Raw genomic sequence first — 23,439 nt, forward strand, 5'->3', positions numbered from 1 at the left:
AGCTCATCCGGCGCCCCCGGCACCGGTGGCCGGGGGCGCCGGATGAGCTGCAGTGTGGTGCTCGCGGTCGCCGGCGCGCTGGCGGTGGTGACGACGGTGGGCGGGGTGCTGTTCAACCAGTTCCACGGCACCGGGTCCTCCGACGCGGGCAGCACGCCTCCAGCGGGCAGCGGGACCCGGCCCTCCGCGTCGTCGACGGCCGGCGCCGTCCCCAAGGTCTACCTCGGCACCTGGCGCGGCACCGGCACGGTCACGCTCGGGCAGGACATCCCCGGCGGCACCTACGACATCGTCGTCCGCCAGGCAGCGCCCGGCGGCGTCGTCGGCTCGGTCACCCAGACCGACGCCCTCGGAGGAACCTGCGTCGACGTCCTCACCCTCAAGTCGGCCACGGACAAGGAACTCGTGGCCGTCGGGCGGGGCAGGAAGGACAACCCCTCGCACTGCGTCCCGGACGCCCACGTGGTCCACCTGCGCCCCGACGGCGACGCACTGCGGTTCACGTCCGAGGACCCGAAGGCCGGCAACCCCAAGGCCCGTGTGGAACGCGTGAACTGACAGGGCCGCACCGGGGGCCGGCTCGACGCGCCGACCGGGCCGCGGACCGGGTCCCCGACTTCATCGGCGTCGACCGGGCGGACACGGACGCGGGCGACCACCGCGGAAGGGCCACGGCGCCGCGCGAGTCGAGGGGCTCGTGCACCACGCCGCCGGGCTGCCGCGCCCGGTGCCGGACGGCCTGGCGTCGGGCGGGCGAACACGCTGGCGTAGGCTGGCCGGGTCTGTCCAGACCCCTGACGAATCCTGCGAAAGGGACGCCGGTGACCGAGAAGGCCGACCTCGCATCTTTTGATGTCACAGCCGTCCTCGACCGTGCCGCCGCGGGCGGGCGGATCACCCCCGAGGAGGCGCTCGAGCTGTACCGCCGCGCGCCGCTGCACGCGCTGGGCGCCGCCGCCGACGCCGTGCGCCGCCGCAAGTACGCCGGTACCGAGCACATCGCGACGTACATCATCGAGCGCAACATCAACTACACGAACGTGTGCGTCACGGCGTGCAAGTTCTGCGCCTTCTACGCCGCTCCGAAGGACACCGGGAAGGGCTGGACCCGCGACCTGGACGACATCCTGCGCAGGTGTGCCGAGACCGTCGAGCTCGGCGGCACGCAGATCATGTTCCAGGGCGGCCACCACCCGGACTACGGCGTGGAGTACTACGAGAAGCACTTCCGCGCCATCAAAGAGGCCTTCCCCCAGCTGGTCATCCACTCGCTGGGCGCCTCCGAGGTCGAGCACATGGCCCGGATCAGCGGTGTCTCCGTGGAGGAGGCCATCACCCGCATCCACGAGGCCGGGCTCGACTCGTTCGCCGGTGCCGGCGCCGAGTTGCTGCCCGAGCGGCCGCGCAAGGCCATCGCTCCCCTGAAGGAGTCCGGCGAGCGCTGGCTGGAGATCATGGAGACCGCTCACCGGCTGGGCGTGGAGTCCACCTCCACCATGCTGATGGGCACCGGCGAGACCAACGCCGAGCGCATCGAGCACCTGCGCATGATCCGGGACGTCCAGGACCGTACGGGCGGCTTCCGCGCCTTCATCCCGTACACCTACCAGCCGGAGAACAACCACCTGAAGGGCCGCACCCAGGCCACCATCTTCGAGTACCTGCGGATGATCGCGATCGCCCGCATCTTCCTCGACAACGTCATGCACATCCAGGGCTCCTGGCTGACCACCGGCAAGGACGTCGGTCAGCTGACCCTGCACTACGGCGCCGACGACCTCGGTTCGATCATGCTGGAGGAGAACGTCGTCTCCTCCGCCGGTGCCAAGCACCGCTCCAACCGGATGGAGATCATCGAGCTGATCCGCCGGGCGGGACGCGTCCCGGCCCAGCGCTCGACGACCTACGAGCACCTCGTCGTCCACGACGACCCGGCGAACGACCCGGTCGACGACCGCGTGATGTCCCACATCTCGTCCACCGCCATCGCGGGCGGCACGGCCCACCCGGAACTGAAGCTTCTCGCCTCGAACTGAGTTGCCCGTGCTGACGATTCACGCCGGGGACCAGGTCCGGTGCGCATGGGACGCCGAGCCGCTGACCGAGGGTGCCGTCGCCGTGGAGGGCACCCGGGTCGCGGCCGTGGGGACGCTGGCCGAGCTGCGCGAGCGGTTCCCGGGGGCGCGGGTGCGGCGGTGGCCCGGCGCGCTCGGGCCCGCGCGGGTGCACGAGGGGCCGCTTCCCGACGCGCCGAGCCCGCGCGAACGCGTCCACGCCGTGCTGAAGCTCGGCGCGGCGGCCGTCCTGGCCGGGTACGCGGACACGCCCGAACTCCGGGCGGCCGCCCAGCGGAACGACGTCGCCGTGCTCCCGGCCGCCCGGCCGGCGGCCGTGGTGCCGGGCGGGCGCGCGGACCTCGCCGTCTTCGACGCGACCGGTGCCTGCGTCGCGACCGTGTGCGCGGGGCGCCTGGTCCACCGCCGCCGCTGAAGCCGTCGCGGGCTCACCGCGCGAAGGCCTCCGCGAACGCTCCGGCGCTCTGGGACACTCCGCTGCAGTTGGTGGCCGCCTCGTCCTGCGACGACTCGCCCTTCTCGCACGGCTGGTCGCGGAAGGTGGACCACATCGACACCCAGGCGATCTTCTTCTCCTCGGCGAAGGCGCGCACCCGGGCGGCGTCGGAGAGCGTGAAGGTCTCGCCGGCCACGTCGTTGACGCCGATCATCGACGTGAGCGCCATGCCCTGCCAGGCGGCCGCGTCCGACAGGCCGAAGACCTTCTTCAGCTGGGTGTGGGTGGCCTTCGCGGCGGTGATCGCGTACTCGCCCATGTCCCCGGTGTAGGACTCGCCGTAGTTCATGGTCATCACGTTGACGGTGGAGACCTGGACGTCGTACTCGTTCGCGGACTCCAGCAGGGCCAGGCTGTCGGCGTCCAGCCCGGAGGGCATCACGGGCAGCGTGAAGGTGACCTTCAGGCCCGGGCGCTGCCGCTGCAGTTCCTTGATGGCCTGCGAGCGCAGGGCGACGGAGGCGGAGTCGGCCGGCGCGTCGCCCTCGATGTCGAAGTCCGCCTGGCCGGCGCCCGCCGCGTCCAGTGCCCGCCCGTACGCCTTCGCCAGGGCGGAGACGCTGCCGCAGGTCGCGGCGAGTTCCTTGCCGGACGCCCCGCCGAAGGACACCCGCACCGGGGTGCCGGACTTCTTCAGCGCGACGATCCGGCTTTTCACCGCCGTGTCGTCGATGGCATAGGCGCCGTCCCACTTCGGTGTGCAGCCGCGGCCGTCGGAGATGACGAAAGCCAGGTTGTACGTCGCCGGGGAGCCCGCGGAATCATTGCCGGACGCCGTGGTGGCGCTGACGTAGGGGGCGTACGAGACGCTCGATGCCGCCTTCTCGGCTTTCTCGGTCTTCTCGCTGGCCCGAGGGGACTGTGGGGACGCCGCCTTCCCGGTGGCCCCTGGAGCGGCGTCCGACGAGCCGCCGGAACCCGTTGAGCAGCCCGTGACCGTCAGGGCGAACAGGCAGGTCAGACCGGCTGCCTTCGTCAGCAGACTCCTCATGGCGCACGCACCCAGCTCTCGTGATGTCCGTCTCGGTGTGACGCCTGTCCCAGACCGAAACAAACAGGATTTCGGGCTGGAAATGTCTCACACGAGGCTGGGTGTCCCGGCCACAGGAAACGGGGCTGACCGAATCTCATGGCAAAGAGACAGGTTTCTGTTCTTTTCATTGGCGGCTGACAAGAAACAGGGAGGTAAGGACACAAAAAGACTGCCTAATGTGCGGGGAATGCAACACGAGCCTGCGAAACCCGCCATCGAGACCCGCGCCCCGGCGCGCGGGCGCCGTCGTCGCCCCGGCGACGGCGCGACCGAGGGACCCGTGTTCGTCGACGCCTCCGGACGCCGGTCGAAGGTGCTGCGCCGCATCGGCCTTCTCGTCGGCGTCGCGTGTCTGGCGTACGCCGTCGTGCTCGGCGCGGCCTTCATGGGCTGGGGCACCTCGCTGAACCCGTCCTCGCTGCTGCCCTTCGGCGCCGGCCACAGGGGCCCTGACGGCCAGGTCGGTCAGGTCGGTCAGAGCGAGGAGGGGCCCGGCGGCATCGGGCCCCAGAACGGAGCCGAGCAGCGGTCATGACCACGACGACGCCCTCCCGGGGCCGCCGCCGCGCCCCCACCCGGATCGAACGGGCGGCGGGCAGGGCCGCGGCCCTGCAAAGGCCCCGTGTCATCCTCGCCCTGCTGCTTCTGCTGGCCCTGACCTGCGCGCTGCTGCTCGACGGCTATCTGCGCGCCGAGGTCGGCGGCGACGAGCGGGTGCGCACCGGCGCCAGTTCCGGCAAGGTGCCCCAGCGGATCCTCGACGGCGGCCCGATCCTCACCTTCCAAGGCGGCCGGGCGACCACGATCTCCGTGCCCGACAAGACGATCGCACTGACCTTCGACGACGGCCCGGACCCCACCTGGACCCCGCGGGTGCTGAAGATCCTGAAGGAGAACAACGTGCCCGGCACGTTCTTCCTGGTCGGCTCGATGGTCTCGCGCCATCCGGGCATCGTGCGGACGATGGTCGAGCAGGGCAACGAGGTCGGCATCCACACCTTCACGCACGTCGACCTGTCGTACCAGAGCGACGGGCGGATCAAGCGCGAGATGGAGCAGACCCAGCTCGCCCTCGCCGGCGCGGCCGGCATCACCACCACGCTGTTCCGCGCGCCGTACTCCTCCGAGACGGACGCCATCGACAACTACAGCTGGCCCGTCTACCAGAAGCTGGGCAAGGACGGCTACACCAGCGTCTTCGTCGACACCGACAGCGACGACTGGAAGCGGCCGGGAGCGTCGAAGATCGTCCAGTGGGCGACCCCGAAGTCCACCAAGGGCGCCGCCGTGCTGTTCCACGACGCGGGCGGCAACCGGGCGCAGACCATCGCGGCGCTGCCGCAGTACATCAAGAAGATGCGTGCGAAGGGCTACACCTTCACCACCATCAGCGGGGTCATGGAGCAGCAGCGCGCATCCACCCGGCCCAGCGGTGCCCCCGCCGGCGTGGTGCCCCGGGGCCAGGACACCCCGGTCGCCGCCTCGAGCCTCCAGGCCGCCCACCACAAGGCCACCGGCACCACTCTCTACGAGGGCAAGGCGCTGATCCTGGCCGTGGCCGTCGCCGAGTGGACGGTGCCCACCCTCTCGGTGGGGCTGGTCGTCGTCGGCGTCGCGGTCATGGGCCGCTTCGCGATGATGCTCGTCCTCGCCAGGCGCCACCACAAGCAGCGCAACAGACGCCGCTTCGGGTGGGGACCACCGGTGACCCGGCCGGTGAGCGTGATCGTGCCGGCGTACAACGAGAAGGAGTGCATCGCGAACACCCTCGTCTCGCTGGCGCGCAGCACCCACCCGATCGAGATCGTCGTCGTCGACGACGGCTCGACCGACGGCACGGCCGACATCGCCGAGTCCCTGGGCCTGCCGGAAGTCCGTGTCGTCCGTCAGCCGAACGCGGGCAAGCCGGCCGCCCTCAACAACGGTGCCCGCCACGCCCGGTACGACCTCGTGGTGATGATGGACGGCGACACCGTCTTCGAGCCCGACACGGTGCGGCACCTCGTACAGCCCTTCGCCGACCCCGAGGTCGGCGCGGTCGCCGGCAACGCCAAGGTCGGCAACCGCACCACGCTCATCGGCGCCTGGCAGCACATCGAGTACGTGATGGGCTTCAACCTCGACCGGCGGATGTACGACCTGCTGCGCTGCATGCCGACGATCCCGGGCGCCATCGGCGCGTTCCGGCGGGAGGCGGTGCTGCAGGCGGGCGGCATGAGCGAGGACACCCTCGCCGAGGACACCGACATCACCATCGCCCTGCACCGGGCCGGCTGGCGCGTGGTCTACCAGGAGCACGCGCGCGCCTGGACCGAGGCCCCCGGCTCCCTGAGGCAGCTGTGGTCGCAGCGCTACCGCTGGTCGTACGGAACGATGCAGGCGCTGTGGAAGCACCGCGGGTCGCTGACGGACCGGGGGCCCTCGGGCCGGTTCGGGCGGGTCGGCATGCCCTTGGTGGTGCTCTTCCAGATCGTCACTCCCGTGTTCGCCCCGCTCATCGACGTGTTCACCCTCTACTCGATGATCTTCGTCGACCTCCGGGCGGCGCTCCTGGCCTGGCTGGCGGTGCTGGGCGTGCAACTGCTGTGTGCGGCGTACGCGTTCCGGCTGGACCGGGAGAAGTACCGGTACCTGCTGATGATGCCGCTGCAGCAGCTGGCGTACCGGCAGATGATGTATCTCGTCCTCATCCACTCCTGCATCACCGCCCTCACCGGTGGCCGGCTGCGCTGGCAGAAGCTGAAGCGCACCGGTGAGGTCGGCGCCTCCGCCGGGGTGCGGTGATGGGGGCGCACAGCAAGGGAGCGCTCAGGCCCGGCCAGGGGGCGCTCGGCGGGGGAGCGCGCAGTGGGGCGGTACGGCCGGGTCCGGCGGCGGACACGGCCGAGCTGCCCCGCGTGGAGGGGCCGCGCCCGGCCGGCAGGGACCGCTACTTCGACACCCTGCGCGCGCTCGCCCTCGTCCGGGTCGTGGCGTACCACACCTTCGGCTGGGCCTGGGCCGGGATGGTCTTCCCCTCCATGGGGATCATGTTCGGCCTGGCCGGCACGCTGATGGCGAAGTCGCTGGAACGGCCCGCCGGGAAGGTGGTGAGGAGCCGCCTGCGCCGGCTGCTGCCGCCCTTCTGGTTCTGGGGCCTGTTCGTGGTGACGGCGATGCTGGTGCGCGGCTGGATGCCAGGGCCGCAGATCGGGTTCTGGGTGCTGCCGCTCGGCGACCCCCCGGGCGACGCGTGGGCCGAGCAGGCCTGGGAGATCCTCTGGTACCTGCGGACGTACCTGTGGTTCGTCCTGCTCTCCCCGGCGCTGCTGTGGCTCTTCCGCCGCGCCCCGCGGACCGTCCTGCTGCTGTCCTTCGCGCCGATCCTCTTCCTCACCTTCTGCCGGGAGGCCCCCGACAACCGCTTCGGCGCCGCCCTGGAGGACCTGTCGACGTACCTGACCTGCTGGCTGCTGGGCTTCGCCCATCGCGACGGCGTGCTGAAGCGGATCAGGCCGGCCGCGCTGGTCGTGCTGTCGTCGGCCGCCATGGCGTACGGCGGCTGGTACGCCTTCGCCCACCAGGCCGACGCCGGGACGTACGACCTCGACGAGATCCCCCTCGCGCAGGCGGTCTGGTCGGCGGGGTTCGTCGCGCTGCTGATGTGGGCGAAGGAGTACTTCCGGATCGACTTCGCGTGGTCGGCCCGCTTCCGCCGGCTGGACCGGGTGATCACCGTCTTCAACGCGCGTGCCGTGACGATCTACCTCTGGCACGAGATCGCGCTGATCCTGGCGGTGCCGCTGATCGACCGGATGTGGGACGTGCCGGCCTTCGAGACGTACCTGCCACTGGGCAGCCAGTGGTTCATGTTCGGTGTCGGCTGGGTGCTCATCGCCGCTTTCGTGCTGCTGTGCGGGTGGGTCGAGGACGTGGCCGGACGGAAGAAGCCGAGGCTGCTTCCGTGACTGCGAACCCCCGCCTGCCACAATGGGCGGGTGACCCGCGCATCCCTGGAGAAGCAGCCGCACGAAGTCGCCTCGATGTTCGACGGCGTGGCGGAACGGTACGACCTGACCAACGACGTGCTGTCCCTGGGGCAGGACCGGCGGTGGCGCAAGGAGGTCGCCAGAGCGGTCGACGCCCGGCCGGCACAGAAGATCCTCGACCTCGCCGCCGGTACGGCCACCTCCTCGCTGCCCTTCACCCGCGCCGGCGCCTACGTCGTCCCCTGCGACTTCTCCCTCGGGATGCTCCAGGTCGGCAAGCAGCGGCACACCTGGCTGCCGTTCACGGCCGGCGACGCGACGCGGCTGCCGTTCAAGGACGACACCTTCGACGCGGTCACCATGTCCTTCGGGCTGCGCAACGTCCACGGCTTCGACACGGCCCTGAGCGAGATGCACCGGGTGACCCGGCCCGGCGGCCGGGTGGTGATCTGCGAGTTCTCCCACCCCACCTGGGCGCCGTTCCGCACCGTCTACACGGAGTACCTGATGCGCGCCCTGCCGCCGGTGGCACGAGCGGTGTCCTCCAACCCCGACGCGTACGTCTACCTCGCGGAGTCCATCCGTGCCTGGCCCGACCAGCCCGCGCTGGCCGAACGGCTGCGCAAGGCCGGTTGGTCGAAGGTGGCCTGGCGCAACCTCAGCGGCGGCATCGTGGCCCTGCACCGGGGTTTCAAGGCCTGAGGCGCCGGGCCGGTCACGGTCATGTGGGGCTGACGGCGTACGGGTCGCCCGGCTCGTCCAGTTCCCGCTGCAGCCCGCCCGTGGGCGGCCTCGGCACGCGTGGCTCGCGGACGCCTCCGCCACCCTCGCCCATGCCGAAGTCGAACCACACGTACACCATGGAGTCGCGGGGCACCTCGGCACCGGGCTGCGGGTACTGGCGTACGACGTGGTCGACGACGGTCAGGTGGAAGTCGGCGCGGTCGGGAGCGTTGAGGAACAGGCCCTGTGCCCGGGCGGTCTCGCGTGCGTCCACGGCCATCAGTCCGACCAGGCGCGGTACGCGGACTTCCGGTGTCTTGGGTGTTATGTACACAGACGTCACCCCCAGCGGTACTGGAAGGGTAACCGGCCAGGGGTGCCCCCGGAAGCGCCAGGTGTCTTTCCGTGACAATCGAATACGCTCGGTCACGGCCAGGGTCTGCGTGCCTGTTCCACGACCCGCCGGACAGGCCCTCTAGTGGAGGTCGAGCCGGTAGCAGTGGCCCTGGCGCCGGGACACCGGGGTCATGAAGGTCTCCGCGAGGCTCATGCCGAGGCGCCGGGTGACCGCGATCGACCGCGCGTTGCGGGCGTCGACCATGGCCACCACGGTCGGCAGACCCACCGCGCGCAGCCGCTCCAGGGTCATGCGGGCGGCCGCGGTGACGTATCCCCGGCCCCAGTACTCCCGTCCGAGCCGCCAGCCGATCTCGATCTCGCCCACCGGACCCCAGTCGCCCGGCCAGGGCTGGGCACCGGTGAAACCGATGACCCGATCGGACTCGTCGAGCATCGTCCACAGGCAGAAGCCCCGCTCGGCGTCGTGCCGGCGCTGGCGGGCGGTGAGCTCCTCGTAGACCGACAGCTCGGCGGACTTGCCGCCGTGGAACTCCATGACGTCCGGGTCGTCGAAGACCCGATGCCAGGCGACGGCGTCCTCGTCGGTGGGGACGCGCAGCCGTACGACGGGGAGAGCTCGGTTCACGGGGCATCCCTTCGGCCGGGTGATCAATTCTGCTGAATAGACTGCCCATGTCCAGTGCCGGTCGGCACGCAGATTTCAAACTTGGGGAGATCCCGCCGTGACCGTCGTGACTGAGCCCCTCTCCGAGAACACCGCCGATGTGATCGTCGTGGGCGCGGGGCCGGCCGGTTCCACCACTGCGTACCACCTCGCCCGGGCCGGGCTCGACGTGCTCCTGCTGGAGAAGACCGAGTTCCCCCGCGAGAAGGTCTGCGGCGACGGTCTCACCCCGCGCGCCGTCAAGCAGCTCGTCGCCATGGGCATCGACGTCTCGGAAGAGGCCGGCTGGCTGCGCAACAAGGGCCTGAGGATCATCGGCGGCGGCGTCCGGCTCGAGCTGGACTGGCCCGAACTCGCCTCCTTCCCCGACTACGGACTCGTCCGCAGGCGCGACGACTTCGACGAGCAGCTCGCCCGCCAGGCCCAGAAGGCCGGCGCGCGGCTGTACGAGCGGTGCAACGTCTCCGGGCCGATCGTCGACGACCGCACCGGCCGCATCACCGGCGTCACCGCCAAGCTCGGTGAGGAGAAGCGCGAGGTCACCTTCCACGCCCCGCTCGTCGTCGCCGCCGACGGCAACTCCACCCGGCTGTCCCTGGCGATGGGTCTGCACCGCCGCGAGGACCGCCCGATGGGCGTCGCGGTGCGCACCTACTTCACCTCCCCGCGCCAGGACGACGACTACCTGGAGTCCTGGCTGGAGCTGTGGGACCGCCGCGGCCCCCAGGACCGCCTCCTGCCCGGCTACGGCTGGATCTTCGGCATGGGCGACGGCACGTCCAACGTGGGTCTCGGCGTGCTCAACACCTCGGCCTCCTTCAAGGAGCTGGACTGGCGCGAGATCCTCAAGGCCTGGTGCGCCTCCATGCCCGAGGACTGGGGATACACCCCCGACAACATGACCGGCCCGATCCGGGGCGCCGCCCTGCCCATGGCCTTCAACCGCCAACCGCACTACACGCGCGGGCTGCTGCTCGTCGGCGACGCCGGCGGTCTGGTGAACCCCTTCAACGGCGAGGGCATCGCCTACGCCATGGAGTCCGGCCAGCTCGCCGCCGACGTCATCGTCCAGGCCCACGGGCGCGCCACGCCCGCCCAGCGCGAACTCGCCCTCCAGCGCTACCCGCGTGTCCTGAAGGACACCTACGGCGGCTACTACACGCTGGGCCGGGCCTTCGTGAAGCTCATCGGCAACCCGAAGGTCATGAAGATCGCCGCCCAGCGCGGCCTGACCCACCCGGTGCTGATGAAGTTCACCCTCAAGCTGCTGGCCAACCTCACCGACCCGACGGGCGGCGACGCGATGGACCGCGTCATCAACGGCCTGAGCAAGGTGGCGCCCAAGGCGTGACCCGCGCGGGCGACGACAACGAGGCCGGCTCATTGCTGAGCCGGCCTCAGTTGTGTCCATCCGGGGCGAATCGGGCGAACCGGTAACGCCGGAAGGGCCGCTGCCCCCGAGCGGCTGCGGCCCTTCACCCCGTACGGCTCTGTGCGGTGCTCAGAGCACCCGGACCGCGCCGGACGGCGGGTCGTACGACAGCGGCTTCTCGACGACGCCGCTGGAGGGGTTCTGCGCGCCGACGAACATACCGTCACCGACGTACACCGCCACGTGATACGCGCTGCCCGCGCCACCCCAGTAGAGGATGTCGCCCGGCTGCAGGTTCGACAGCGAGACCTGGGTGCCGGCGGTCGACTGGTCCTGCGAGACGCGCGGCAGGCTGACGCCCACCTGCTTGAAGGCGGTCTGCACCAGGCCGGAGCAGTCGTAGGCGGAGGGTCCGGTGGCGCCGGAGACGTAGGCCTTGCCGACCTGCGCCTTGACGAAGGAGATGATCGCGGCGGCCGAACCGGTGGCCGTGGACGTGCTCGTGGAAGTGGAGGCGGAAGCGGTGCCGGTGCTCGCCGAGGCGGCGAGCGTGATCCGCGCGGCGCTGCGCGAGGCGCGCTCGGCGGCGGCCTTGCGAGCGGCGGCCTCGGCGGCCTTCTTCTTGGCCTCGGCCTCGGCCTCTGCCTTCTTCTTCGCCTGGGCCAGGTCCGTCTTGGCCTGCTTCGCGGCCTTTGCGGCGGCCGCGTCACGCTCGGCCTGGAGCTGGTAGTTCGCGGCTGCCTGCTGCGTGGCGTCCGCGGACTGGGCGACCTGAGCGGCCAGATCGGCCGTCAGCGTGGGCAGTTCGAGGGTCTGGGTCACGGGCTCGGCGGCGTTCGCCGACGAGGCCGACGCACCCGCCACTGCCAGAGTGCCGAGGACGCCACCGGCAACTCCGGCCCGCATCGCGATCTTCGACGCGCTACGGCGGGGTTTCCGGTGGCTGCGTATGTGAGCGGTGTGGGACATGGGAACAACCGGTATCAGGGGCTCCTTCATATCTTCAAGAAACGTGTGGTGCGCCACATTTACTCAACAGGGAACCCGAACCCCGGGCGTGTCGTTCTTTATTGACGCCGTAACGGACATTGCGGACGCAGGTGATCATGGCTTTGATCATGGTCTTTCGCTGTTACGCCCGAATTGCCCTCCGCCTACCACTGGTCGGGACGGTTGGCCAAGCCCGGTTCTCATCGCCCTCTCATGGATGTGGCGGAGGTCACGGAACGGTCACCATGCCGCCTTGCGTCTGCACATCAGGCCCACTCGCGGGCCCTGAAGGGCGATGTGTCCGTTCGGTGACCAACGTCCCTTTCATCACACCAGTCTCACAGGGCGCAGGGTTCTACGGGCGTCTCCGCTGCCTCCTTCGCCCCGGCGGTATCCGCTCGCGGGCGGGCGCGCCGCTTGTGAAGCGGTGAACGTGTCCACTTCCCGTTCCACCGTCCCCCTGATGTGTGAAAAGCAGCCCTATATCAAGGGGTTGACGCCATCTGCCACTTTGCGCCGGACGCCGCGCATCTGATATGGCGGACCCCCTCCGACCTGCAAATACGAGGTAAAATGTAACCACTAGTGATCAGTCAGGTGCTTCGCGTACGAAGATCACCGCTCCTCCACCTTCATGATCGTTCGTCAGGTGGTGGAGATCACAAAGCTCGTGTAATACCCCGTGTCGCAGATCACAGAGCGTGGGGCATAAGATGCGAGGCAGTTGGGCTTGTGACCTGCTTCACATGTTCCCGATCTTCGCCGGGACGAGCGGGGGTGCGGGACAGGTGAGGCGGCTGTGAGCCCAGCGCAACCGCCAGCAGTCAGTGCCGACTGAGAGGAGCGAGGAGCGGTGAACGCCTATGCGCCCATCCTCGTACTGGGAGCCCTCGGGGCAGGCTTTGCGATCTTCTCCGTGGTCATGGCCACCCTGATCGGACCGAAGCGGTACAACCGCGCCAAGCTCGAGGCATACGAGTGCGGTATCGAGCCGACCCCCACGCCGGCCGGCGGCGGGCGCTTCCCCATCAAGTACTACCTGACGGCGATGCTCTTCATCGTCTTCGACATCGAGATCGTCTTCCTCTACCCGTGGGCCGTCACCTTCGACGCCCTGGGTGTTTTCGGGCTCGTGGAGATGCTGCTCTTCGTGCTCACCGTCTTCGTCGCGTACGCGTACGTATGGCGGCGCGGCGGCCTGGAATGGGACTGAGGGGCCTTATAAGACATGGGACTCGAAGAAAAGCTGCCGAGCGGATTCCTGCTGACCACCGTCGAGCAGGCCGCGGGCTGGGTGCGCAAGGCGTCCGTCTTCCCGGCCACCTTCGGCCTCGCCTGCTGCGCGATCGAGATGATGACCACCGGTGCCGGCCGCTATGACCTCGCGCGCTTCGGTATGGAGGTGTTCCGCGGTTCGCCCCGTCAGGCGGACCTGATGATCGTGGCCGGCCGGGTCAGCCAGAAGATGGCGCCGGTCCTGAGGCAGGTCTACGACCAGATGCCCAACCCCAAGTGGGTGATCTCCATGGGCGTCTGCGCCTCCTCGGGCGGCATGTTCAACAACTACGCGATCGTCCAGGGCGTCGACCACATCGTCCCCGTCGACATCTACCTCCCCGGCTGCCCGCCCCGTCCCGAGATGCTGATGGACGCGATCCTCAAGCTCCACCAGAAGATCCAGTCCACCAAGCTCGGCGTGAACGCCGAGGAGGCGGCCCGCGAGGCGGAGGAGGCGGCGCTCAAGGCCCTGCCCACGATCGAGATGAAGGGGCTGCTGCGGTGAGCGACGTGAACGGCAAGGGCGCGAACGGCGTGAACGGCTCCGCGAACGGGGTCAACCCGGAGAAGGACCTCGCCGCCGACAACCTCCCCGGCCGGCGCGGCCGGGGAGGCGAGGAGATCCGTGTCCAGCGGGGCATGTTCGGCGCCAACAACGGCGGCGACACCTCCGGCTACGGTGGCCTGGTCCGCTCGGTCCGGCTCCCGGGGCCGGCCACCCGGCCTTACGGCGGCTGGTTCGACGAGGTCGCCGACGAGCTCGAGGGCGCGCTGGAGGAACAGGGGCTCCTGCCCGAGAACGCCATCGAGAAGACGGTCGTGGACCGCGGCGAGCTCACCTTCCACATCGAGCGCGAGCACCTGTTGCGCGTGGCCCGCACCCTGCGCGACGACCCCGCCCTGCGCTTCGAGCTGTGCACGGGCGTCAACGGCGTGCACTACCCGCACGACAAGGGCCGCGAGCTGCACGCCGTCTACCACCTGCGCTCGATCACCCACAATCGGCTCATCCGCCTCGAGGTCAGCGCCCCCGACAGCGACCCGCACATCCCGTCGCTGTTCTCGGTCTATCCGACGAACGACTGGCACGAGCGCGAGACCTACGACTTCTTCGGGATCGTCTTCGACGGTCACCCGGCGCTGACGCGGATCATGATGCCGGACGACTGGCAGGGCCACCCGCAGCGCAAGGACTACCCCCTCGGCGGCATCCCCGTCGAGTACAAGGGCGCCCAGATCCCGGCTCCGGACCAGCGGAGGTCGTACTCATGAGCACGCACACCCCGTCTTCCGCATCGACCCGCGAGACCACCGAGGGCACCGTTTACACGGTCACCGGCGGCGACTGGGACGAGGTCGTCCAGACCGCGGCCCGGGCCGACGACGAGCGCATCGTCGTCAACATGGGCCCCCAGCACCCGTCCACCCACGGAGTGCTGCGCCTGATCCTGGAGATCGACGGCGAGACCGTCACCGAGGCCCGCTGCGGCATCGGCTATCTGCACACCGGAATCGAGAAGAACCTCGAGTTCCGCACGTGGACGCAGGGCACCACCTTCGTCACGCGCATGGACTACCTGACGTCCTTCTACAACGAGACCGCCTACTGCCTCGCCGTCGAGAAACTCCTCGGCATCGAGGACCAGGTCCCCGACCGGGCCACGATCATCCGGGTGCTCCTGATGGAGCTGAACCGCCTCTCCTCCCACCTGGTGTGCATCGCCACCGGCGGCATGGAGCTCGGCGCCACCACGATCATGATCTACGGCTTCCGTGACCGGGAGATGATCCTCGACATCTACGAGCTGGTCACGGGCCTGAGGATGAACCACGCGTACATCCGGCCCGGCGGACTCGCCCAGGACCTGCCGCCCGGCGCGGTGGACCAGATCCGCGAGTTCGTGAAGAAGATGAAGAAGAACCTCCCGGAGTACGACAAGCTCGCCACCGGGAACCCCATCTTCAAGGCCCGCATGCAGGACGTCGGCTACCTCGACCTGGCCGGCTGCATGGCCCTCGGCGCCACCGGCCCGATCCTGCGCGCCACCGGCCTGCCGCACGACCTGCGCAAGGCCCAGCCCTACTGCGGCTACGAGACGTACGACTTCGACATCCCGACCGCCGACACCTGTGACGCCTACGGCCGCTTCCTGATCCGCCTGGAGGAGATGCGCCAGTCGCTCAGGATCGTCGAGCAGTGCCTGGACCGGCTGGAGCCCGGCCCGGTCATGGTCGCCGACAAGAAGATCGCCTGGCCCGCCCAGCTCGCCCTGGGACCTGACGGACTCGGCAACTCCCTCGACCACATCAAGAAGATCATGGGCACCTCCATGGAGGCCCTGATCCACCACTTCAAGCTGGTCACCGAGGGCTTCCGCGTCCCGCCGGGACAGGCCTACGCGGCGGTCGAGTCGCCCAAGGGCGAGCTCGGGGTGCACGCCGTGTCCGACGGCGGCACCCGCCCCTACCGGGTCCACTTCCGCGACCCGTCCTTCACCAACCTGCAGGCCATGGCGGCGATGTGCGAGGGCGGCCAGGTCGCCGACGTCATCGTCGCCGTCGCGTCCATCGACCCCGTGATGGGAGGCGTCGACCGGTGACCACCTCATCTTCCGAGCGGGGCGTCAGCCTGGGCATGCCCGAACTGCCCGCGCCCGACTACCCGGACGACGTCCGCGCCCGCCTGGAGACCGACGCGCGCGAGATCATCGCCCGCTACCCCGACTCCCGGTCCGCCCTCCTGCCGCTGCTGCACCTGGTGCAGTCGGAGGAGGGACACGTCACGCGCACCGGCATGCAGTTCTGCGCGGACGTACTCGGCCTGACCACGGCCGAGGTCACCGCGGTCGCCACCTTCTACACCATGTACCGGCGCAAGCCGTCCGGCGACTACCAGGTGGGCGTCTGCACCAACACCCTGTGCGCAGTGATGGGCGGCGACGCGATCTTCGAGGCGCTGCAGGAGCACCTGGGCGTCGGCAACGGCGAGACCACCGACGACGGCAAGGTCACCCTGGAGCACATCGAGTGCAACGCGGCCTGCGACTACGCGCCGGTCGTGATGGTGAACTGGGAGTTCTTCGACAACCAGACGCCGGCGAGCGTCAGGCGCCTGGTCGACGACCTCCGCGCGGGACGGCCGGTGACGCCGACCCGTGGCGCGCCGCTGTGCACCTTCAAGGAGACCGCCCGGATCCTGGCCGGCTTCCCCGACGAGCGGGAGGGGGCGACCGAGTCCGGCGGCAGCGCGGGACCCGCCTCGCTGGTGGGCCTCCGCCTGGCCAGGGGAGAGGCCGCACCCGCGCGCGTGGTCCATCCCCGCGAGGGCGGCCCGCACGACGGGTCGCGTGAGACGGCCGTGCACGAGCCGTCACCGACGGAGCACCTCAGCTCCCACGACGCGCCGCACGACACATCGGCCTCCGACCCGTCGCACCCGGCGGGACCTGTCGCTGAGGAGGGGGAGTGATGACCTTGTCCACTCCATATGGGGGCACCTCCCAGCCGGAGGCTGGGGGAGAGTCCAGCCCCGAGAAGCTGCTCGCACCCGTGCTGTCGGCCTTCTGGGACGAGGACAGGTCGTGGACGCTGGACGTCTACCAAAGGCACGAGGGCTACGAGGGACTTCGCAAGGCACTCGCCATGTCGCCGGACGACGTGATCGCGTTCGTCAAGGACTCCGGTCTGCGCGGGCGCGGCGGCGCGGGATTCCCGACGGGTATGAAGTGGCAGTTCATTCCCCAGGGCGATGGAAAGCCACACTATCTAGTTGTCAACGCCGACGAATCGGAGCCGGGCACCTGCAAGGACATCCCGCTCCTCTTCGCGAACCCGCACAGCCTCATCGAGGGCATGGTGATCGCGTGCTATGCCATCAGGTCGTCGCATGCCTTCATCTATCTGCGTGGTGAAGTCGTCCCCGTGCTGCGGCGGTTGCACTCGGCCGTGCGCGAGGCCTACGCGGCGGGCTACCTCGGCAGCAACATCCTGGGCAGCGGGATCGACCTCGACATCACCGTGCACGCGGGCGCGGGCGCGTACATCTGCGGTGAGGAAACAGCGCTGCTGGACTCGCTCGAAGGCCGCCGTGGGCAACCGCGGCTCCGTCCCCCCTTCCCTGCCGTAGCGGGCCTCTACGCGTGCCCGACTGTGGTGAACAACGTCGAGTCGATCGCGTCGGTTCCCGCCATCCTGAAAAACGGCAAGGAGTGGTTCAGGTCGATGGGCAGCGAGAAGTCCCCGGGCTTCACGCTGTACTCGCTCAGCGGCCACGTCGCGAGCCCCGGCCAGTACGAGGCCCCGCTCGGCATCACGCTGCGCCAACTCCTCGACATGAGCGGCGGCATGCGCCCCGGGCACCGGCTGAAGTTCTGGACCCCGGGCGGCTCCTCGACGCCGATGTTCACCGACGAGCACCTCGACGTCCCCCTCGACTACGAGGGAGTGGGGGCCGCGGGCTCCATGCTCGGCACCAAGGCCCTGCAGTGCTTCGACGAGACGACGTGCGTGGTGCGGGCCGTGACCCGCTGGACGGAGTTCTACGCCCACGAGTCCTGCGGCAAGTGCACGCCCTGCCGCGAGGGGACGTACTGGCTCGCGCAGTTGCTGCGGGACATCGAGGCCGGCAAGGGCGTCATGGCCGACCTCGACAAGCTGAACGACATCGCCGACAACATCAACGGCAAGTCCTTCTGCGCCCTCGGCGACGGTGCGGCCTCGCCGATCTTCTCCTCCCTGAAGTACTTCCGCGAGGAGTACGAGGAGCACATCACGGGCCGCGGCTGCCCCTTCGACCCGGCCAAGTCGACGGCCTGGGCGGACCAGCACACGGAGGTGCTCGCATGACCGTGACCACCAACGCCCCCTCCTCGGGCGGCGAGGCGGCACTCCCGCCGGAAGATCTCGTGACGCTGACGATCGACGGCATCGAGATCAGCGTGCCCAAGGGCACCCTGGTCATCCGGGCCGCCGAGCAGCTCGGCATCGAGATCCCCCGGTTCTGCGACCACCCCCTGCTCGACCCGGCGGGCGCCTGCCGCCAGTGCATCGTCGAGGTCGAGGGCCAGCGCAAGCCCATGGCGTCATGCACCATCACCTGCACCGACGGCATGGTCGTGAAGACCCATCTGACCTCGCCGGTCGCCGAGAAGGCCCAGCACGGCGTGATGGAGCTGCTGCTCATCAACCACCCGCTGGACTGCCCGGTCTGCGACAAGGGCGGCGAGTGCCCGCTGCAGAACCAGGCCATGTCGCACGGCAACGCCGAGTCCCGCTTCGAGGGCAAGAAGCGGACGTACGAGAAGCCCGTCCCGATCTCCACCCAGGTGCTGCTGGACCGCGAGCGGTGCGTGCTGTGCGCGCGCTGCACCCGGTTCTCCAACCAGATCGCCGGCGACCCGATGATCGAGCTGATCGAGCGGGGCGCGCTGCAGCAGGTCGGCACCGGCGAGGGCGACCCCTTCGAGTCGTACTTCTCCGGCAACACCATCCAGATCTGCCCGGTCGGCGCGCTCACCTCGGCGGCGTACCGGTTCCGCTCCCGCCCCTTCGACCTCGTCTCGTCGCCGTCGGTCTGCGAGCACTGCTCGGGCGGCTGCGCCACCCGCACCGACCACCGGCGCGGCAAGGTCATGCGGCGGCTCGCCGCCAACGACCCCGAGGTCAACGAGGAGTGGATCTGCGACAAGGGCAGGTTCGCCTTCCGGTACGCGCAGCAGAAGGACCGGCTGACGACGCCGCTGGTGCGCAACCCCGAGGGCGAGCTCGTCCCGGCGTCCTGGCCGGAGGCGCTGGAGATCGCCGCCCAGGGCCTGCTCGCCTCGCGCGGCCGGACCGGTGTCCTCACCGGCGGCCGGCTCACCGTCGAGGACGCCTACGCCTACAGCAAGTTCGCGCGTGTGGCCCTCGACACCAACGACATCGACTTCCGCGCGCGCGTGCACAGCAGCGAGGAGGCGGACTTCCTGGCCGCCCGGGTCGCCGGACACGGCCGGGATGTCGACGGTACGGGCGTCACGTACACCTCCCTGGAGAAGGCCCCCGCCGTCCTGCTCGTCGGCTTCGAGTCCGAGGAGGAGGCTCCCGGAGTCTTCCTGAGGCTGCGCAAGGCCTGGCGCCGGCACGGGCAGAAGGTGTTCGCGCTGGCGACCCACGCCACCCGGGGCCTTCAGAAGGCGGGCGGCACGCTGCTGCCGGCCGCGCCCGGCACCGAGACCGAGTGGCTCGACGCGCTGGCGAGCGGGGTCGGCCTGGAGGACAACGGCACCCTCGCCGCGCAGGCGCTGCGCGGAGCAGGCGCCGTGATCGTCGTCGGGGAGCGGCTGGCTCGCGTGGCGGGCGGTCTGACCGCCGCCGTGCGCGCCGCGTCCGCGACCGGCGCCCAACTGGTGTGGATCCCGCGCCGGGCGGGCGAGCGCGGTGCCATCGAGGCGGGCGCGCTGCCGTCGCTGCTGCCGGGCGGCCGCCCGGCGACCGACCCGCGTGCGCGGGAGGAGGTCGCCGCCGTCTGGGGCGTCTCCGAACTCCCGCTGCGCTACGGGCGCGACACCGGCCGGATCGTCGAGGCCGCGGCGGACGGAGCGCTGCAGGCGCTGGTCGTCGCCGGTGTGGAGGTCGCCGACCTGCCCGATCCGGCACGCGCGCGTGCGGCACTGACCGAGGTCGGCTTCCTGGTGTCGCTTGAGCTGCGGCCCAGCGAGGTCACCGAGCACGCGGACGTGGTCCTGCCCGTGGCGGCCGTCGCCGAGAAGGCCGGCAGCTTCCTCAACTGGGAGGGCAGGGTGCGCTTCTTCGAGGCCGCGCTCAAGCCGGACCAGATGATCCGCCGCGTGGCGCCCAGCGATCTGCGGGTGCTGCAGATGCTGGCCGACGCCATGGACGTCCACCTGGGGCTGCCGGACCTGCGTACCGCGCACGCCGAGCTGGACCGGCTCGGCGCCTGGACCGGGCCGCGCGCCACCGACCCGCTGGAGAGCGCGGGCGTGCTGCCCCGGCCGGCCGCCGGGGAGGCCGTGCTCGCCGGGCACCGGCTGCTGCTGGACCACGGCGTCCTCCAGGAGGGCGACGAGGCGCTCGCCGGGACACGGCACGCGGCACACGCGCGCGTGTCGGCCGCCACGGCCGCAGAGGCGGGCGTCGCGGACGGCGACCCGATCGCCGTGACCGGTCCCTCGGGAACGGTCGAAGTTCCCTTGGAGGTCACCGAGATGCCCGACCGGGTGGTGTGGCTCCCGCTGAACTCCGTCGGCGGGGGCGTCGCCTCCGACACCGGGGCCCTGCCCGGCTCCCTAGTCCGCATCGGCCCGGCGACGCGCGCGACCGAGGCCCCCAAGGAGGTGGAGGCATGAGCCCGTACCTCGCCGCAGAGAACCTCTCGATGTTCGGCACCGACCCCTGGTGGCTGGTCGTCATCAAGGCGGTGTTCTGCTTCGCGTTCCTGATGGTGACCGTGCTGTTCTCCATCGTCTGGGAGCGCAAGGTCGTCGCCTGGATGCAGCTGCGCATCGGCCCCAACCGGCACGGCCCCTGGGGCCTGCTCCAGTCGCTCGCCGACGGCGTGAAGCTGATGCTCAAGGAAGACGTCGTCGTCAAGCGCGCGGACAAGGTCGTCTACGTCCTCGCGCCGATCGTCGCGGCCATCCCGGCCTTCATGGCGATCGCGGTGATCCCCTTCGGACCGGCCGGCAACGAGATCTCGATCTTCGGTCACCGCACCGCGATGCAGCTGACCGACCTGCCGATCGCGATGCTCTACATCCTCGCGATCGCCTCGGTCGGCATCTACGGCATCGTGCTCGCCGGCTGGAGCTCCGGATCGACGTATCCGCTGCTCGGTGGTCTGCGCTCGTGCGCGCAGATGATCTCCTACGAGATCGCCATGGGCGCCGCGTTCGCCTCGGTGTTCCTGTACTCGGGGTCGATGTCGACGTCGACGATCGTCGAGCAGCAGCACGACCGCTGGTACATCCTGCTGCTGCCGGTCTCCTTCCTCCTCTACATCGTCACCATGGTCGGCGAGACCAACCGCGCCCCCTTCGACATGCCGGAGTCCGAGGGCGACCTCGTCGGCGGCTTCAACACCGAGTACTCGTCGATCAAGTTCGCGATGTTCATGCTCGCCGAGTACGTGAACATGGTGACGGTCTCGGCCGTGTCGACCACGCTCTTCCTCGGCGGCTGGCGGGCTCCCTGGCCGATCAGCACGTTCTGGTCGGGCGCCAACCACGGCTGGTGGCCGCTGCTCTGGTTCGTGATCAAGGTGCAGCTGCTGCTGTTCTTCTTCATCTGGCTGCGCGGCACCCTTCCGCGAGTCCGCTACGACCAGTTGATGAAGCTCGGCTGGAAGGTTCTGATCCCGGTCTCCGTGACCTGGCTGATGCTCGTCGCGGCCGTGCGGACGCTGCGGAACGAGAACTACGACTTCGCCGACATCGCCCTGTACGTCGGCGGTGCCGTCCTGGCCCTGCTGGTCCTGTCCTTCGTCGCCGACATGTTCCGCGAGAAGGCGAAGGCGGCCGAGCAGCCCGAGGCCCAGCCGGCCGGGTTCGACCCGATGGCCGGTGGGTTCCCCGTACCGCCGCTGCCCGGACAGGAGCTGCCGGCGGTGCCGCGGCGCCGCTCGCGCCGCGAGGGCGAGCTGATTGTCAGTGGCGGGCCGGACACTGTCAGTGACGGATCTCTGGATGGAAAGGAGGCGTCCGATGGCTGAGGAGCCCAAGGAGACCAAACCCGGTTTCATGAACCCCGTGGCCGGCTTCGGCGTGACCTTCAAGGCCATGTTCAAGAAGCGGCTGACCGAGCAGTACCCGGAGCAGAAGAAGACCACGGCTCCGCGCTTCCACGGACGGCACCAGCTCAACCGCCATCCGGACGGCCTGGAGAAGTGCGTCGGCTGCGAGCTGTGCGCCTGGGCCTGCCCCGCCGACGCCATCTACGTGGAGGGCGCCGACAACACCGACGAGGAGCGCTACTCCCCGGGCGAGCGGTACGGCCGCGTCTACCAGATCAACTACGCCCGCTGCATCCTGTGCGGCCTGTGCATCGAGGCGTGCCCCACGCGCGCGCTGACGATGACCAACGAGTTCGAGCTGGCCGACTCCAGTCGCGCCAACCTCATCTACACCAAGGAACAGCTGCTCGCCGGTCTCGAAGAGGGCATGGTCGACACACCGCACGCCATCTACCCGGGCACCGACGAACAGGACTACTACCGGGGCCTGGTCACGGAGGCCGCGCCTGGCACGGTGCGCCAGGTCGCCGTCACCAAGGGCGAGGTCCCGCAGGAGGCGGCGTCCACCTTCGGTGAGGGCGAGCCGGCCTCGGAGAAGGTGATCGGCCGATGACCGCACAGCTCGCCGCCTACACCACCTCCACCGGAGAGGCCTTCCAGTTCTGGGTCCTCGGCACCTTCGCGGTGATCGGCGCCCTGTGCACCGTCTTCATGAAGAAGGCCGTGCACAGCGCACTGTGCCTCGCCGGCACCATGATCATCCTGGCGGTGTTCTACCTCGCCAACGGCGCCTACTTCCTCGGCATCGTGCAGATCGTCGTCTACACCGGCGCGATCATGATGCTGTTCCTGTTCGTGGTGATGCTCGTCGGTGTGACCGCGGCGGACTCCCTGAAGGAAACCATCAAGGGCCAGCGCTGGCTGGCCCTGTTGTGTGGGCTCGGCTTCGGCATCCTGCTCTTCGCCGGCATCGCCAACGCCTCCCTGAAGGACTTCGCCGGCACCGGCAAGGCGAACGCGAACGGCAACGTGGAGGGCCTGGCGTCCCTCATCTTCACCAAGTACGTGTTCGCCTTCGAACTCACCGGCGCCCTGCTCATCACGGCCACCGTCGGCGCCATGGTCCTCACCCACCGGGAGCGCGTCGAGCGCGCCAGGACCCAGCGTGAGCTGTCCGAACAGCGCGTGCGCGAGGGGAAGTACCTACCGCCGCTGCCGGCCCCCGGCGTCTACGCCCGGCACAACGCGGTGGACATCGCGGGTCTGCTGCCCGACGGCACGCCGTCCGAGCTCACGGTCAGCAAGACCCTGCGCGAGCGCGGTCAGGTCCGTGACGTCTCCGCCGAGGCGCTGAACGACCTCAGGGCGCTGGAGCAGCGAGCCGAGGAGCGCCTGGAGCGCACCGAGATCGAGCCGTCGGCCTTCAAGCGGCCCGAGGAGGCGTCGAAGTGAATCCCGTCAACTACCTCTACCTCGCCGCCCTGTTGTTCACGATCGGTGCCACCGGCGTCCTCATCCGGCGCAACGCCATCGTGGTCTTCATGTGCATCGAGCTGATGCTGAACGCCTGCAACCTCGCGTTCGTCGCCTTCTCCCGGATGCACGGCAACCTCGACGGCCAGATCATCGCCTTCTTCACGATGGTCGTCGCCGCAGCGGAGGTCGTGGTCGGGCTCGCGATCATCGTGTCGCTGTTCCGTTCCCGCCACTCGGCCTCGGTCGACGACGCCAGCCTGATGAAGCTGTAAGGGG

The 23,439-nt window shown here is 69.8% G+C and carries 22 protein-coding genes and 1 pseudogene; 19 read left to right on the forward strand and 4 right to left on the reverse strand.

Annotation, left to right across the window (positions count from 1 at the left end):
• The 3 genes and pseudogenes from BZY54_RS09725 to BZY54_RS09735 form a co-directional block, all read left to right on the forward strand.
• A pseudogene (locus BZY54_RS09725) lies at nt 1–558 on the forward strand (serine/threonine protein kinase); the annotation flags it as partial.
• Between the two features lie 263 nt (nt 559–821).
• Nucleotides 822–2,036, forward strand: coding sequence for a cyclic dehypoxanthinyl futalosine synthase (gene mqnC, locus BZY54_RS09730; protein ID WP_086724557.1), 1,215 nt, complete (start codon nt 822–824; stop codon nt 2,034–2,036).
• A 7-nt stretch (nt 2,037–2,043) separates the two neighbouring features.
• Entirely contained in the window at nt 2,044–2,490 is a 447-nt protein-coding gene (locus BZY54_RS09735; protein ID WP_086724559.1) for an imidazolonepropionase-like domain-containing protein, read from the forward strand.
• A gap of 13 nt (nt 2,491–2,503) precedes the next feature.
• Here BZY54_RS09735 and BZY54_RS09740 read toward each other — a convergent pair whose 3' ends face one another.
• Entirely contained in the window at nt 2,504–3,562 is a 1,059-nt protein-coding gene (locus tag BZY54_RS09740) for a chitinase (protein WP_086724561.1), read from the reverse strand.
• A 229-nt stretch (nt 3,563–3,791) separates the two neighbouring features.
• Here BZY54_RS09740 and BZY54_RS09745 point away from each other — a divergent pair, with 229 nt between their 5' ends.
• Genes BZY54_RS09745 through BZY54_RS09760 form a run of 4 tightly spaced genes read left to right on the forward strand, consistent with a single transcriptional unit; the run spans nt 3,792 to nt 8,274 of the window.
• A complete protein-coding gene (locus BZY54_RS09745; RefSeq protein ID WP_086724563.1) occupies nt 3,792–4,139 on the forward strand; it encodes a hypothetical protein in 348 nt (115 codons plus the stop codon).
• Entirely contained in the window at nt 4,136–6,388 is a 2,253-nt protein-coding gene (locus tag BZY54_RS09750; protein ID WP_086724565.1) for a bifunctional polysaccharide deacetylase/glycosyltransferase family 2 protein, read from the forward strand. Before BZY54_RS09745 ends, BZY54_RS09750 begins: the two co-directional genes overlap by 4 nt.
• Nucleotides 6,388–7,551, forward strand: coding sequence for an acyltransferase family protein (locus BZY54_RS09755; RefSeq protein ID WP_086724567.1), 1,164 nt, complete (start codon nt 6,388–6,390; stop codon nt 7,549–7,551). The genes BZY54_RS09750 and BZY54_RS09755 overlap by 1 nt, the downstream gene beginning before the upstream one ends.
• Before the next feature lie 30 nt (nt 7,552–7,581).
• Complete coding sequence (locus BZY54_RS09760) at nt 7,582–8,274, forward strand: demethylmenaquinone methyltransferase (RefSeq protein ID WP_086724569.1); 693 nt, start codon at nt 7,582–7,584, stop codon at nt 8,272–8,274.
• Between the two features lie 19 nt (nt 8,275–8,293).
• Here the strand turns inward: BZY54_RS09760 and BZY54_RS09765 are convergent, their stop codons facing one another.
• Together BZY54_RS09765 and BZY54_RS09770 are read right to left on the reverse strand one after the other, a co-directional pair.
• On the reverse strand, nt 8,294–8,629 hold the full coding sequence (locus BZY54_RS09765; protein WP_086724571.1) for a PASTA domain-containing protein: 336 nt from the start codon (nt 8,627–8,629) through the stop codon (nt 8,294–8,296).
• A 141-nt stretch (nt 8,630–8,770) separates the two neighbouring features.
• Entirely contained in the window at nt 8,771–9,280 is a 510-nt protein-coding gene (locus tag BZY54_RS09770) for a GNAT family N-acetyltransferase (RefSeq protein WP_086724574.1), read from the reverse strand.
• Nucleotides 9,281–9,377: 97 nt separating this feature from the next.
• On the opposite strand from BZY54_RS09770, the gene BZY54_RS09775 reads away from it, so the two are divergent.
• The gene (locus BZY54_RS09775; RefSeq protein WP_086724576.1) at nt 9,378–10,670 is read left to right on the forward strand and encodes a geranylgeranyl reductase family protein; all 1,293 of its coding nucleotides are present in this window, start codon (nt 9,378–9,380) and stop codon (nt 10,668–10,670) included.
• A 150-nt stretch (nt 10,671–10,820) separates the two neighbouring features.
• Here BZY54_RS09775 and BZY54_RS09780 read toward each other — a convergent pair whose 3' ends face one another.
• Complete coding sequence (locus BZY54_RS09780) at nt 10,821–11,660, reverse strand: C40 family peptidase (protein WP_086724578.1); 840 nt, start codon at nt 11,658–11,660, stop codon at nt 10,821–10,823.
• A gap of 874 nt (nt 11,661–12,534) precedes the next feature.
• On the opposite strand from BZY54_RS09780, the gene BZY54_RS09785 reads away from it, so the two are divergent.
• From BZY54_RS09785 to nuoK, 11 genes are read left to right on the forward strand one after another with little or no spacing between them, the layout of a single operon-like run.
• Nucleotides 12,535–12,894 (forward strand): NADH-quinone oxidoreductase subunit A, encoded by a 360-nt coding sequence (locus BZY54_RS09785; protein WP_007383963.1) that lies wholly within the window; start codon nt 12,535–12,537, stop codon nt 12,892–12,894.
• 15 nt (nt 12,895–12,909) lie between these two features.
• Nucleotides 12,910–13,464, forward strand: a complete 555-nt coding sequence (locus tag BZY54_RS09790) for a NuoB/complex I 20 kDa subunit family protein (RefSeq protein WP_009190037.1) — start codon at nt 12,910–12,912, stop codon at nt 13,462–13,464.
• Complete coding sequence (locus BZY54_RS09795; RefSeq protein ID WP_167413974.1) at nt 13,461–14,231, forward strand: NADH-quinone oxidoreductase subunit C; 771 nt, start codon at nt 13,461–13,463, stop codon at nt 14,229–14,231. Before BZY54_RS09790 ends, BZY54_RS09795 begins: the two co-directional genes overlap by 4 nt.
• Nucleotides 14,228–15,559 (forward strand): NADH-quinone oxidoreductase subunit D, encoded by a 1,332-nt coding sequence (locus tag BZY54_RS09800; protein WP_086724580.1) that lies wholly within the window; start codon nt 14,228–14,230, stop codon nt 15,557–15,559. The genes BZY54_RS09795 and BZY54_RS09800 overlap by 4 nt, the downstream gene beginning before the upstream one ends.
• The gene (gene nuoE, locus BZY54_RS09805) at nt 15,556–16,428 is read left to right on the forward strand and encodes an NADH-quinone oxidoreductase subunit NuoE (RefSeq protein ID WP_086724581.1); all 873 of its coding nucleotides are present in this window, start codon (nt 15,556–15,558) and stop codon (nt 16,426–16,428) included. Before BZY54_RS09800 ends, nuoE begins: the two co-directional genes overlap by 4 nt.
• Complete coding sequence (nuoF, locus tag BZY54_RS09810; protein WP_086724583.1) at nt 16,428–17,804, forward strand: NADH-quinone oxidoreductase subunit NuoF; 1,377 nt, start codon at nt 16,428–16,430, stop codon at nt 17,802–17,804. Before nuoE ends, nuoF begins: the two co-directional genes overlap by 1 nt.
• Nucleotides 17,801–20,305: an NADH-quinone oxidoreductase subunit G gene (locus BZY54_RS09815; protein ID WP_086724584.1), complete on the forward strand. Its 2,505-nt coding sequence runs from the start codon at nt 17,801–17,803 to the stop codon at nt 20,303–20,305. The genes nuoF and BZY54_RS09815 overlap by 4 nt, the downstream gene beginning before the upstream one ends.
• On the forward strand, nt 20,302–21,666 hold the full coding sequence (gene nuoH, locus BZY54_RS09820) for an NADH-quinone oxidoreductase subunit NuoH (RefSeq protein ID WP_086724586.1): 1,365 nt from the start codon (nt 20,302–20,304) through the stop codon (nt 21,664–21,666). The genes BZY54_RS09815 and nuoH overlap by 4 nt, the downstream gene beginning before the upstream one ends.
• Nucleotides 21,659–22,300, forward strand: coding sequence for an NADH-quinone oxidoreductase subunit NuoI (gene nuoI / locus BZY54_RS09825; protein ID WP_086724588.1), 642 nt, complete (start codon nt 21,659–21,661; stop codon nt 22,298–22,300). Before nuoH ends, nuoI begins: the two co-directional genes overlap by 8 nt.
• Nucleotides 22,297–23,139, forward strand: coding sequence for an NADH-quinone oxidoreductase subunit J (locus BZY54_RS09830; RefSeq protein ID WP_086724590.1), 843 nt, complete (start codon nt 22,297–22,299; stop codon nt 23,137–23,139). The genes nuoI and BZY54_RS09830 overlap by 4 nt, the downstream gene beginning before the upstream one ends.
• Nucleotides 23,136–23,435 (forward strand): NADH-quinone oxidoreductase subunit NuoK, encoded by a 300-nt coding sequence (gene nuoK / locus BZY54_RS09835; protein ID WP_003974374.1) that lies wholly within the window; start codon nt 23,136–23,138, stop codon nt 23,433–23,435. The genes BZY54_RS09830 and nuoK overlap by 4 nt, the downstream gene beginning before the upstream one ends.
• Nucleotides 23,436–23,439: the final 4 nt, after the last annotated feature.

The organism is Streptomyces carpinensis (assembly GCF_002154505.1).
GTDB classification, from domain to species: Bacteria; Actinomycetota; Actinomycetes; order Streptomycetales; family Streptomycetaceae; genus Streptomyces; species Streptomyces carpinensis.